General features: G+C 48.9%; 10 protein-coding genes. 9 read left to right on the plus strand and 1 reads right to left on the minus strand.

Annotated features, from left to right (window positions below; all coding sequences use genetic code 11):
• Positions 1-266: 266 nt before the first annotated feature.
• The 9 genes from BMZ54_RS09030 (at position 267) to rhaM (ending at position 11,272) form a co-directional block, all read left to right on the plus strand.
• Positions 267-1,277: an LLM class flavin-dependent oxidoreductase gene (locus tag BMZ54_RS09030; protein WP_089909476.1), complete on the plus strand. Its 1,011-nt coding sequence runs from the start codon at positions 267-269 to the stop codon at positions 1,275-1,277.
• 260 nt (positions 1,278-1,537) lie between these two features.
• A complete protein-coding gene (gene rhaT, locus BMZ54_RS09035) occupies positions 1,538-2,596 on the plus strand; it encodes an L-rhamnose/proton symporter RhaT (protein WP_089909479.1) in 1,059 nt (352 codons plus the stop codon).
• Positions 2,597-2,731: 135 nt separating this feature from the next.
• A complete protein-coding gene (locus tag BMZ54_RS09040; protein WP_089909482.1) occupies positions 2,732-4,855 on the plus strand; it encodes a bifunctional aldolase/short-chain dehydrogenase in 2,124 nt (707 codons plus the stop codon).
• Between the two features lie 114 nt (positions 4,856-4,969).
• Positions 4,970-6,244: a sugar isomerase gene (locus BMZ54_RS09045; protein WP_089909484.1), complete on the plus strand. Its 1,275-nt coding sequence runs from the start codon at positions 4,970-4,972 to the stop codon at positions 6,242-6,244.
• Positions 6,245-6,445: 201 nt separating this feature from the next.
• On the plus strand, positions 6,446-7,822 hold the full coding sequence (locus BMZ54_RS09050) for an FGGY-family carbohydrate kinase (protein WP_089909487.1): 1,377 nt from the start codon (positions 6,446-6,448) through the stop codon (positions 7,820-7,822).
• A gap of 186 nt (positions 7,823-8,008) precedes the next feature.
• Positions 8,009-8,743 (plus strand): (Fe-S)-binding protein, encoded by a 735-nt coding sequence (locus BMZ54_RS09055; RefSeq protein WP_089911843.1) that lies wholly within the window; start codon positions 8,009-8,011, stop codon positions 8,741-8,743.
• A gap of 131 nt (positions 8,744-8,874) precedes the next feature.
• The gene (locus tag BMZ54_RS09060; protein WP_089909490.1) at positions 8,875-10,245 is read left to right on the plus strand and encodes a lactate utilization protein B; all 1,371 of its coding nucleotides are present in this window, start codon (positions 8,875-8,877) and stop codon (positions 10,243-10,245) included.
• Entirely contained in the window at positions 10,242-10,832 is a 591-nt protein-coding gene (locus tag BMZ54_RS09065; RefSeq protein WP_089909493.1) for a LutC/YkgG family protein, read from the plus strand. Before BMZ54_RS09060 ends, BMZ54_RS09065 begins: the two co-directional genes overlap by 4 nt.
• A gap of 128 nt (positions 10,833-10,960) precedes the next feature.
• The gene (rhaM, locus tag BMZ54_RS09070) at positions 10,961-11,272 is read left to right on the plus strand and encodes an L-rhamnose mutarotase (protein ID WP_089909496.1); all 312 of its coding nucleotides are present in this window, start codon (positions 10,961-10,963) and stop codon (positions 11,270-11,272) included.
• A 558-nt stretch (positions 11,273-11,830) separates the two neighbouring features.
• Here the strand turns inward: rhaM and BMZ54_RS09075 are convergent.
• Positions 11,831-12,853, minus strand: a complete 1,023-nt coding sequence (locus BMZ54_RS09075; protein WP_089909499.1) for a GntR family transcriptional regulator — start codon at positions 12,851-12,853, stop codon at positions 11,831-11,833.
• Between the last annotated feature and the right edge of the window lie 674 nt (positions 12,854-13,527).

Below are 13,527 nucleotides of genomic sequence, written 5' to 3' on the forward strand. Positions count from 1 at the left end.
GAGTAATTACGAATTGGTACTTCGTATGGCTTGTGTTCAGGTGATTATAAATATGCCGTATTTATGATGCTGGCTAATTAAAAGCAACCGGCCTCTAAAACTATGATTCACAGAGCGCTCGCTGGCTAATCCAACCGCAGATAACTGCCCATCACCCAAATCCACCAACAATCGTTATATTTGCTCCTCGCAATCCGTAATTTGTAATTGACAATTCGTAATTACCCACTGTTCCTGCCTGCAACCGTTGCCACATTTCAATTACTATGGCACGACAAAAGAAGCTTAAGCTCAGCGTTTTAGACCAATCTCCCATCCGCAAAGGCAGCAATGCCGTGGAAGCACTCCAGGAAAGCGTTCAACTGGTGCAGTTAGCAGACCGTTTAGGGTTTACCCGTTACTGGGTATCGGAACATCACAATACCGCTACACTAGCCGGCTCTGCCCCGGAAATATTGATTGCCCGCCTGGCAGCAGCTTCTGAGCGCATCCGGGTAGGTTCCGGCGGCGTAATGCTGCCTAATCACAGCACCTTAAAAGTAGCGGAGAACTTCCGTTTGCTGGAAGCCCTGTACCCGGAGCGTATTGACCTTGGCATAGGCCGGGCCCCGGGCGGCGACCGTATTACAGCGCATTTGCTCAACCCATCCAACAGCTTTAACCCGCGGGAATTTGTGCAGCAGGTGGCTGATCTGCAGGCTTACCTGAGTGAGAATGCCAATACCGGCTCTGTACATGAAAAGGTAAAAGCCATTCCGCATATAGATACCATGCCCGACCTCTGGATGCTTACCTCCAGCGGGGAAAGCGGTTTACTGGCGGCCCATTATGGCATAGCCCTTTCCTTTGCCCATTTCATTTACCCGGTAGGCGGCCCACAGGCGCTGCAAAATTACCGGGAGCAGTTTCGTCCCTCGCCCTGGCTGAAAGAGCCGCAGGCCAGTGTAGGTATTTTTGTTTTTTGTGCAGATACGGAGGAAAAGGCGCAGCAGCTGCAATCTGTAATGGACCATCGCCTGTTGAACCTGGAAAAAGGGCGGATAGATGTAGTACCTTCTTACGACGAGATCAAGGATTACCAATATTCCCCGGCAGAGTGGGAGCGGGTGCTGCATAACCGTGGCCGCATGATCACTGGTACCCCGCCGCAGGTAAAGGAACAGCTGCTGCAGCTGGCCGATGATTATGAAGTAGATGAAATTGTAATTGCCACCATCACTGATCATTTCGAAGACCGCCTCCGGTCATATGAGCTATTAGCGGAACTCTTTTTATAATTACGCTTAATGCAAAATGCTGAATGCTTAATGCTTAATGCCGAACGCTAATGCAGCCGGCGGTATGCCTGTGCTCAACCTAACATAATCAGCATTCGGCGTTAAGCGTTTTGCATTCAGCGTAATTCCCCACTAGGTATGTATAGGATAGTTCCTTCTCCACCTTTCTTTATTTTTAGTCATCCTGGCAAATGCACTAAGCATTAAGCTTTTAGCGTTAAGCGCTAAAAAGGACTGATATAAAATACAATTCCACATTTATGCAAGCTATTTTAGGCGTTTTTTTTCATTTCATCGGAGGGTTTGCTTCCGGTAGTTTCTATATTCCATACAAGAAAGTAAAGAACTGGGCCTGGGAAAGTTATTGGATCGTAGGCGGTTTCTTTTCCTGGCTAATAGTGCCTTTCCTGGCGGCCTGGATCACGGTGCCGGATTTCCTGGCCATTATCCGCAACACCAGCAGCACCACACTTTTCTGGACCTATTTCATGGGCGTGCTCTGGGGCATTGGCGGGTTAACATTTGGCCTGGCCATGCGCTACCTGGGTTTGTCATTGGGGATGTCTGTAGCGCTGGGCTATACTTCTGCATTTGGTTCATTGATACCGCCTATTTACCGTGATCTGTTCGGGCATGAGGCAGGCGCTGTAACCTTTTCCTCCATGCTGCACAGCAACAGCGGTTTGCTGGTGCTGGCCGGGGTAGTAGTATGTTTATTAGGTATTGCTATTTGCGGTAAGGCGGGGGTAATGAAAGAAAGGGAATTGCCTGAAGATCAGAAGAAAGAGAGCATACAGGAGTTTAATCTGCGTAAAGGCCTGCTGGTAGCCACGGTATCGGGCATCTTAAGCGCCTGTTTCAACTTTGGTATTGAAGCTGGTAAACCCATGGCGGAGATAGCCGTACAGCAGGGCAGCAACCCGCTGTTCCAGAATAACGTGATCTTTGTAGTGCTGCTCTGGGGCGGGCTTACCACCAACTTATGCTGGTGCATGCTGTTAAACGCACGTAATAAGACCTTTGGTAATTACACGGATAGATCCACACCGCTGGCCAGTAATTATCTGTTTGCCGCTATTGCCGGCACCACCTGGTTCCTGCAATTCTTCTTTTACGGGATGGGCGAAAGTAAGCTGGGTAACGGCGCCAGCTCCTGGATCCTGCACATGGCGTTTATCATCATGGTATCCAGCCTGTGGGGCATTACGTTAAGAGAGTGGAAAGGAGTAAGCTCAAAAACATACGGCACCATCATCGCGGGGATCATTACTATTATGATATCTGTGTTGTTAGTGGGATATGGTAATTCGCTGGAGTAAGCGAAAAGCAAAAAGCATAAAGCGCAAAGCATAAAGCAAAACAGAGAAAGCAAAACACAGGAAGCTTTATGCTTTCGGCTTTATGCTTTCAGCTAAAACGTTTTCAGCTCAATCAAAAAATAAAGTACACACAATATGTCAGTTTCTGCATCTACTAATTTCAAACATGTAAGTTATTTATGGGACGAAGCCAAAGCCGCATCCCTGGCCGGTGATGAAGTGGCTTTGCTAATTTACCGTTCTAACCTGCTGGGCGCCGATCTGCGGCTTACCAACTACGGTGGCGGTAATACGTCGTGCAAGGTAATGTCTACCGACCCGCTAACCGGTAAGCAAACAGAAGTAATGTGGGTGAAAGGCTCCGGCGGCGACTTGGGTACACTGAAAAAAAGCGGGCTGGCAGCATTGTATGTAGAGCGCCTGCGCGCACTGGAAAATATTTACCGTGGCATTGAGTTTGAAGATGAAATGGTGGAGCTTTTTAACCACTGCATTTTTGACCTCAGCTCCAAAGCCCCCTCTATTGATACGCCTTTACACGGATTCCTTCCTTTTAAACATATTGATCACCTGCACCCGGATGCTGCCATTGCTATAGCAGCAGCCAAAGATGGTAAAAAGATCACGCAGGAGCTGTTTAACGGCACCATTGGCTGGGTGGAATGGCAGCGCCCCGGTTTTGACCTGGGCCTGAAATTACGCCAATGCCTCAACGAAAATCCGGGCATCCGCGGTATTATGCTGGGCTCACACGGCCTGTTCACCTGGGGCGATACTGCTTATGAAAGCTACATCAACACCCTGGAAGTAATAGAGCGCTGTGCTGCTTACCTGGAAGAGAATTATGGTAAAAAGAGGCCGGTATTTGGCGGTGCACGTTCACAGCCTGCTCCCAAAGAAATCCGCCTGCAGCAGGCCGCCGCACTCGCGCCGGTGCTGCGTGGCTTATGCTCCGGCTATACCCGCATGGTAGGTCATTTTACAGATGATGATCGCGTATTGCAGTTCATCAACTCCAACGACCTGGATCGCCTGGCGCCTATGGGTACCAGCTGCCCCGACCACTTTTTACGTACAAAAATAAGCCCGCTGGTGCTGAACCTGCAGCCAACGGAAGACCTGTCGGATGTAGCGAAGCTGAAGGAAAAGCTGGCCCCGCAGTTCGATGCGTACCGTAAAATGTATGCAGACTATTATAACACCTGCAAACATCCTAACTCACCCGCTATGCGCGATGCCAATCCCGTGGTGATCCTGTATCCTGGTATTGGCATGTTCACCTTTTCAAAAGATAAACAAACCGCCCGCGTAGCCGCTGAATTTTATATTAATGCTATTAATGTAATGAAAGGTGCAGAAGCGGTATCGGAATATACATCCCTGCCCCGTCAGGAGGCGTTCAATATTGAATACTGGTTGCTGGAAGAAGCCAAGCTGCAGCGTATGCCCAAGCCCAAACCACTGTCAGGCCGTATAGCCCTGATCACAGGCAGCGCCGGTGGTATTGGTAAAGCTATCGCTAAAAGATTTGCAGATGAAGGCGCCTGTGTAGTGATCAACGATAATGATGCAGGCCGCCTGGAAGCTGCGAAAGCCGATTTTGGCAAAGGCTACAGCAGCGATGTATTTGCTACCGCTGTACTGGATGTAACCAGCAGCGCAGATATCCGCAATGCCTTTAAAACCGCTGCCCTGGCCTTTGGTGGGGTAGACCTGGTGGTGAACTGCGCAGGCCTTTCAATATCCAAACCCATTGAAGAACATACGGAGAAAGATTGGGACCTGTTATATGATGTGCTGGTAAAAGGTCAGTTCCTGGTAACACAGGCCGGCGTTGAGATCATGCGTAAGCAAGATATTGGTGGCGATGTGCTGAACATTGTAAGTAAGAACGCATTAATGTCGGGCCCTAACAATGCCGGTTATGGTTCTGCCAAGGCAGCGCAGCTGCACCTGAGCCGTTTGAATGCAGCGGAGCTGGGTAAAGATCGTATACGCGTAAACGTAGTGAACCCGGATGCTGTTATTGCCGACAGTAAAATATGGGAAGGCGCCTGGGCCGAAGGCCGCGCCAAAGCCTATGGCATTAAGGTAGAGGAGCTGCCCGGCTTCTATGCCAAACGCACCCTGCTCAATGAAGTGATCCTGCCGGAAGATATTGCCAGCGCTTGTTTTGCCTTTGTAGGCGGCCTGCTGAATAAATCCACCGGCAATGTGCTCAATGTGGATGGTGGCGTAGCTACCGCCTTTGTGCGCTAGCTTTAATTAATAATGAATAATGAAGAATTAATAATCACGCGAATAAGTACTTCCAGTATTATTAAGTCTTCATTATTCGTTGTTTAATGGTTAACTTAATAAAAACTCTTCGTTATGAAACTCTCCCAGCACCAGATATCTTCATTTAATGATGATCTTTTGAAAGATCACGCCAAAGCTTTTGCTTATACTGCAGAAAAAGTTTCCGATATACAATATGTGCTGCAACGTTTGCAGGAATTCCAGGTAGCCATTCCCAGCTGGGCGCTGGGCACAGGTGGTACCCGCTTTGGCCGTTTTTCGGGCGGAGGCGAGCCGCGTAACCTGGAAGAAAAGATAGAAGATGTAGGTCTGCTGCACACGCTGAACCGCGCCAGCGGCGCCATTTCCCTGCATATTCCCTGGGATATCCCGGAGAATGCCCCTTCCATTAAAGCGCTGGCAGCCCAGCACGGATTGCGTTTTGATGCGGTGAATTCCAACACCTTCCAGGACCAACCGGGGCAAAAACATAGCTATAAATTCGGTTCACTGCACCATACGGATAAAGCCGTGCGCAAACAAGCTATTGAGCATAACATTGAAGTGATAAAATACGGTATTGAGCTGGGCTCCGATGCGCTGAGCCTCTGGCTGTCAGATGGTTCCAACTTCCCGGGACAGCTCAATTTCCGCCATGCCTTTCAGCGTACCCTGGAAAGCCTGCAGGAAATTTATGCCGCATTGCCGGACCAATGGAAACTGTACATAGAATACAAATGTTCCGAACCCAATTTTTACTCCACCACCATTGCCGACTGGGGCCAATCCCTGATGCTGGCCAATAAGCTGGGCAGCAAAGCGCTTACCCTGGTTGATCTGGGCCACCATTTGCCCAATGCCAATATTGAGCAGATCGTAGCGCTGTTACTGATGGAAGGCAAGCTGGCCGGTTTCCACTTTAATGATTCCAAGTATGGGGATGATGACCTGACTGTGGGCAGCATTAACCCTTACCAGCTGTTCCTCATTTTCAATGAGCTGGTAGAAGGAATGGATGCCCGCAGCATGAACCATGCTTCAGACCTGGGCTGGATGATCGATGCCTCCCACAACGTAAAAGACCCGCTGGAAGACCTGCTGCAATCGGTAGAAGCTATTATGATCGCTTATGCACAAGCCTTGCTGGTAGATACCAAAGCCCTGGAAGCTGCCCGCCAGTCAAATGATGTGGTAACAGCCCAGGATATTCTGCAGGAAGCTTACCGTACGGATGTGCGCCCGCTGATAGCGCAGGCCCGCCTGCTGAATGGTGGCGCCTTACAGCCGGTACAGCTTTACCGCAGCTTAAAAGTGCGCGACCAGCTGGTGAAGGAAAGAGGAGCCAAGACGGTAGCCACGGGGCTGTAATTGGGGTATAACCCGGGCGACATTCGGAAGCAACCAGGGTATCACTAGAAAGAGACTAGAGTGTCACCAGGGAGCAGCATGAGTGCGGCACGGGAGAGACCCGGGAGAAGCCCGGGGTAACAGCATAGTTAGAGCGTAGGTAAAAGCGTTCTCCACCCGTGTGAAAAGCATATCAACTTAGGGTAATTTAATGTAATTGGCATGGAAAAGGGACCAGAAAGGCTACCTGTAATAGCAATATTAGATATTGGCAAGACCAATAAAAAACTGTTCCTCATAGACGAGCATTACCGCATTGTATGGGAAAATAACTGCCGTTTCCCTGAAATAACTGATGAGGATGGGGATGCCTGCGAAGATGTGCAGGCCCTTACTCAATGGGTGCACAGTAGCTTGCAGGAAATGCTGGCTATGCCGCAGTACCGGGTAAAGGCCATCAATTTCTCCACTTATGGCGCCAGCTTTGTGCTGATCAATGAACAGGGCAAAGTAATAGCGCCGCTATACAACTACCTCAAACCTTTTCCCGGCGATCTGCAAAATAAGTTTTTTGCGCAATATAACCAGCAGCAGGAGCTGCCCGGTATAACGGCATCGCCTATACTGGGCAGCCTGAATTCTGGCCTGCAGTTGTACCGGCTAAAGTATAAACAACCGGAGCTGTTCAGGAACATCCGGTATGCGCTGCATTTGCCGCAGTATGTGAGCTTCCTGGTAACCGGCCATGCCTGTACGGATATTACCAGCATTGGCTGCCATACTATGTTATGGAACTTCCGGGAGCAGCAGTACCATCAATGGGTGCAGCAGGAAGGTATTGCGGATAAGCTGCCGCCCCTGTGCCCTTCAGACGAAGTGATGGAGGTAAAGCTGCATGGCGGCGCTTATCAGGTGGGAGCGGGTCTGCACGACAGCTCCGCTGCGCTTATTCCATACCTGGCTAGTTTTACAGAACCCTTTGCATTAATATCTACAGGTACCTGGTGTATTACCCTGAACCCGTTCAATGATAGCCCGCTTACTTCTGAAGAGCTGCAGCAGGACTGCCTTTGTTACCTGGCTTACCAGGGCGCGCCGGTAAAGGCCTCGCGCCTGTTTGCCGGTAATGAGCATGAGCTTCAAACCCAACGGCTGGCTACCCATTTTCAGGTAGCGCCGGATTATTACCGGCAGGTGGAATTTGATCCGCTGATCATACGCCGTCTGCAAGCACCTGGGGCGCCTGTATTAACTTCTTTTGCCGGCCGTTCCCTGGCCGCTTTCCCTGATTATGAAACAGCGTATCACCAGCTTATGCTGGATCTGATGGCTGCTCAGCAACAATCCACACAACTGGTTATTGACAATACGGCTGTGAAGCGTATTTTTGTAGACGGTGGCTTCAGCAAAAACCCATTATACATGCATTTGCTGGCCGCAGCATTTCCAGAGCAGGAAGTGTATGCAGCATCCGTAGCGCAGGCTACGGCCGTAGGGGCAGCGCTGGCCATTCACCACCACTGGAACACCCGCAATTTACCGGGGGATCTGGTAGAGCTGAAGTATTTTAAAGCAGAAAGCCCAAAGCAGAAAGCATAAAGCTTAAGGCTCAAAGCAAAAAGCTTAAAGCAGAAAGCAGAATGCAAAGGATATAAGGCAATCAGCTTTTAGCTTTCCGCTCAAAAATACCCGGCAATCATCTTTGTGCTTTGAGCTTTACGCTTTCTGCTACAAAACAATCAGCTTTATGCTTTTCGCTTTATGCTTTATGCTCAAATAAAAAAGATGAAAGTAGGATTATTCATTCCCTGTTACATAGATCAGTTTTACCCGCAGGTGGGCATTGCTACATTACAGTTACTGGAAAAGCTGGGATGCGAGGTAGGGTACCCTTCCGGTCAAACCTGCTGCGGACAGCCCATGGCTAATTCCGGGTATGAGCATCTTACGGACGGCTGCAACCGGCTGTTCACCGATAATTTCAAATCATACGACTACATTGTGGCGCCATCCGGCAGCTGTGTGCTGCATATTAAAGACCACCTGCATGTAGCGGATAATGAAACCGCGGCTACGCATATACGGCAAAACATCTACGAGCTTTCAGAATTCCTCACAGATGTATTGCAGGTAAAAAGCCTGCGTGCCAGGTTCCCGCATAAAGTAGGCGTGCACCAAAGCTGCCATGGGCAGCGCGGACTGCACGTATCGCAAATGACGGAGCTGGTAGGTCCGGCCTTTTCCAAACCTTTACAGCTGTTAAATATGGTAGATGGTCTTGAGCTGATAGAGCTGAGCCGTAAAGATGAGTGCTGCGGCTTTGGCGGCACCTTTTGTGTGTTTGAAGAAGCGGTATCGGTAAAGATGGGTAAAGACCGTGTAGCCGATCACGTGCATCATGGCGCCGAATACATTACGGGTAATGATGTAAGCTGCCTGATGCACCTGGAAGGCATTTTACGCCGGCAGCAAAGCCCGGTGAAAGTATTACACCTTGCAGAGATCCTGAATAATGAATAGTTTTTTAATGTGCTGATGTGCCAATATGCTGATGTGCTGGTATTTGTTAAGAATGTACCATCAATCAGCATAATAGCATATTACGGGATCAATAAAATTCAGCACATTAGCATATTAGCACATTAGAAATTATGAACACCGCTATAAAAGATCACGCTGAGCTGGCCGAAGCATTTAATGCCAATGAGCCCCGGGTGAACTGGCATGATGAAACGTTGTGGTGGGTACGCCAGAAGCGCGACAAAATGGCCTGGAGCATACCGGAATGGGAAACCCTGCGGGAAACCGCTTCCCTCATTAAACACAATGTGCTGGGCAACCTGCATGCTTACCTGGAAGAGTTTGAGCGCAATGCGCAGCAGAACGGCGCCATTGTACACTGGGCCGCAGATGCAGAGGAGCATAACCGTATTGTGCTGGAGCTGTTACAGCAGCAGGGCGTAAAACGCATGGTGAAAAGCAAATCCATGCTTACGGAAGAATGTCATTTAAATCACTACCTCGCCGATCATGGCATAGAAGTAATTGATACGGACCTGGGCGAACGTATTGTGCAGCTGGCCAAGGAACCACCCAGCCATATTGTGCTGCCATGTATCCATAAAAAGAAGGAGGAGATAGGGGACCTGTTCCATATTCACCTGGGCACACCGGCCGGTAATGCCGATCCGCAGTTCCTGACTGCTGCTGCCCGTTTACACCTGCGCTCAGAATTCATACAATCCCGCGTAGCTATTACCGGGGTTAATTTTGCAGTAGCAGAAACAGGGGAGATGGTGGTATGCACCAATGAAGGGAATGCGGATATGGGCGCTCACCTGGCCGATGTACATATTGCCTGCATGGGTATTGAAAAGCTGATACCGCAGCGCAAACACCTGGGCGTATTTCTGCGGCTGCTGGCCCGCAGTGCCACCGGCCAGCCCATTACCACTTACAGCAGTCATTTCCGCACACCCAAACCAGGGCAGCAATTACATATTGTATTGGTAGATAATGGCCGCAGCCGGCAGCTGGGGCGCGAGGATTTCCGCAACTCCCTGAAGTGCATCCGCTGTGGGGCCTGTATGAACACCTGTCCTGTATACCGCCGTAGCGGCGGGCATAGCTACCATAATGCTATAGCCGGTCCTATCGGGGCTATACTGGCGCCCAACCTGGATATGAAGGAGTATGCCGATCTGCCTTTTGCATCTACCTTATGCGGCTCCTGCTCCAATGTATGCCCGGTGAAAATAGATATTCATCAGCAGCTGTATAAATGGAGGCAGGTATTGGTGCAGGATGGGCAAACCAACGCGGCAAAGACCGCGGGCATGAAAATGATGACCACCGTGCTTTCCCGCCCCGGCCTGTATAGGTTTGCAGGTAAAATGGCGCGCTGGGTAATGCGTGTTGCTCCTGGTGTGGTGAGCAACCGTTTTAATCCCTGGTACAAACAGCGTGAGCTGCCGCCACCGCCCGCAGAATCATTTGAAACGTGGTATAAAAAGAACCGATGAGTAACAGCAGAGATAAGATACTGGCCGCCGTAAAACAAAATCAGCCACCAGCCAGCCAGCTGCCTGACCTGGCGCCTTTTATAAGCGGTGCGCCAGCCAGCCTGGAAGCTTTTCGTAAAGTAGCGGAAGGCATGGGCAGCCACCTGCTGGAAGTTACTGATGAAGCAGAGATCCCGGCTTTACTGCATGAACATTACCCGGATATGGAGCAGGTGATCACCACCGATCCCTTATTACATGCACGCGCCGCCACCTTTGACTGGCTAACCGGCGATGGCCGCCAGCTGCAGCAGGCCGATCTGGCCATTGTAAGAGCGCAGCTGGGCGTAGCAGAGAATGGGGCCTTATGGCTCACGGAAAAGGAGCTGCAGGTGCGTGTGCTGCCTTTTATTGCGCAGCACCTGGCCGTAGTGCTGGATATAAATACCATTGTACCCACTATGCACCATGCCTATGAAAAAATAGGCGGCCCGCAAACCGGCTTCGGGGTATTTATTGCCGGCCCTTCCAAAACAGCCGATATCGAACAATCATTGGTGCTGGGCGCACATGGCGCCAAAAGCCTGACGATCATTATAAAGAAATAGTAAAGAAATTATAGTAAGCAGTAGCAGTAATTGCAGGACGCTTAAAAAGCAAAAGGGCAGGAGCAACGGGCCACTGGCTATTTTTTCTGTTACAGTTTTCTATGCTTCACTTTTCATTCCATACGTTTATGAAAACAGCCTTCAAAATGCAGCTTAAACCCGGCTTTGCCGAGGAATACCGCAAACGCCACGCTGCCATCTGGCCGGAGCTGCAACAACTCCTGAAACATAGCGGTATCCACGATTACACCATTTTCCTGGATGAGGCTACCCATACGCTCTTCGCCGTTCAGCAACAATCCGGTACCGGCTCTTCCCAGGACCTGGGCGTCAATCCCATCGTACAACGCTGGTGGGCCTACATGGCCGACATTATGGAGACCCATCCGGATAATTCGCCCATCAGCACTCCCTTAACAGAGATGTTCCATATGGAGTAATTAATAATGAATAATTAAGAATTAATAATCGTTATGCACTACTTCGGGATACATTATGTTTTCGTGCGGGCATTGTCAATTGTCATTTCATACAATAAAGAGTAGCTAACATAGATCATAACTACAAGGGGTAAACATAGAAGGTAACATAAAGGCTAGAATAAAGAGTAGAATAAAGAAGTAAGGAAAAAGCAATGAAATAGATCAGGGAACGCACACCAATGCAGCACAATAGCCAACCCAACCACCAAACCAACCGGGAAACATACGGGCCTTCAGCATAACGCGGGGGCTCCCGCCAGGGCCAAAAAGAACCTTTGGCCGGCGTCACACGCTTGAAAATGTCCAATAGACCTTACCCCCTGACACGATCTCTAAAGCCCCATGGCATCCCAAAACAGGCGGGCGCAGTTCGTTTGGGCCTGCGGGAGCCAACCACACGGAGGTGATAATTGCAGAAATGATATCCTGCGGAGCCATACATGCAGGATGATAACTTCCGGAAAGCGATAGCCAGTGCGTCTATCATACACAAAGCTTCGCTTTAAACCATAATCTTCAAAGAGAATTCCGCAATATCAGCTTAAACGGGTTCTTTACCCGCTCTGTACCCTTCTCCAATATCATCTGCGCCGCAGTGATGCCCATTTGCTCATGATCGGTAGAGATCACGGTAATGCCATCCAGCAGCACCTCTTTCAGTAGCGTTTCATTATAGGATACAATCCCTACATCCTTACCGATCGCTAAGGCATTATTCCGGCATATTTTCACCAGGTTCACCAGGTCGGTTTCCTCTATCACAATAAAAGCCTGCCCGGCTTTAACGGGAGCGGTCATTTCCAGGCCATCTTCCATTACGGAAAAATTGAAATCATGCATGCGGCAAAAGTACTGGAACCCTTTGCGGATCTCCGGCGGGTAAGGCATAATGTTACCGGGGTTCACAAATACCAGGCTGTTATATTTTTTCAGGGAAGGCAGGGCCTCGTATAAAGCTTCGTAAATATCCTTTTCAAAGTTCTGGAATACCCCGGCATACCTGCCGCCCAGCTCCGGCAGGTCTTTATCCAGCAGTACCAGCTGCTGCTCCGGGATCTGCCGGATGATCTGCAGCACCCTTTCCGGCTGCTCATAAAAATGCGGCATGATCACATAATGGTCATAATCCCCCAGGTGGTTGCTGATCAGGCTATCAAATAGCTGTACGTTGCTGTGGTGTATGTGCAGGTCTACGAACACCCCTTCGCCCAGGGTTTTTACAAAGGCATTGTAGATCTGTTTTTTATAGTTGCTGATCTTATTAAACAGCAGCAGTACCCGTAAGGGCATATTTACATCCGTACGGTATATAAAATAGCCTTTACCCTTTACGGACAGGATCACTTTTTTATCGCGTAGCTCTTTATAGGCCTTTTCCACCGTACCCCGTGACAGCAGGTATTGTTCGCTGAACTCATTGATGGAGGGGATCTGTTCATCTCTCCGCAGATCGCCGTCCCGTACCGCAGCCATAATGGAATCTACAATTTGCAGGTACACCGGAACTTTGCTGTTGGTATCTATATGCAGCGGTTTCATGGTTGAAATATAGTGAAAAGCGCCAAAGGGGAAAAGCCACCTTTCACTTTTCGGTTCTTCTATGGCCTTAATATAATTAAAATTATCATTATGATGATTAAGCCTTGGATCAGCAGTTAAGAATAACCGGTGATAAGGATTAGGAATGTTTTTCTAAAGAAACAGACCGTTTTACAGTGAAGGTGAAAATCAGATCCTGCAAAGATCATAATCAGTTGTTAACGGCTAGCAGAACAACCGGGTTGTTAAAAGCAGTTTAGTGCAGATAGATTGCAGTAGCATGATCTATGTTATAACACCGGATAAGGTACTTTAATAAGCTGACAATTGAATATAAACAGCTTGTGCAACCATGTTATAACAACTGGTAGGCATTCCTTTGATAACCCAACAACAGACTTATATTCCTAATAGCTATAAAGGTGCCGGGTAGTGATAGCTTTAAATTTTTTTTGTTGTTATTATTTTAAACAATAAGTAAATTAGTATTGTTATAACTACCGATACGCTAACTACCGAGTACAAGTTTAAGCCACGTGAAAAGCTGATGGGCGTTGTTTTAGCAAGATGACGCTCTTCTGCCCAACAACCTATTGTCCATTTCCCTACCGATTATACTTACTGTTCAAAAATGTTAAAAGGGCTATCAGGCAATTTGCGCCTTAGTGTACATA

Origin of the sequence: Chitinophaga rupis (assembly GCF_900109685.1) — a bacterium.
In the GTDB taxonomy this organism is placed as follows: domain Bacteria; phylum Bacteroidota; class Bacteroidia; order Chitinophagales; family Chitinophagaceae; genus Chitinophaga; species Chitinophaga rupis.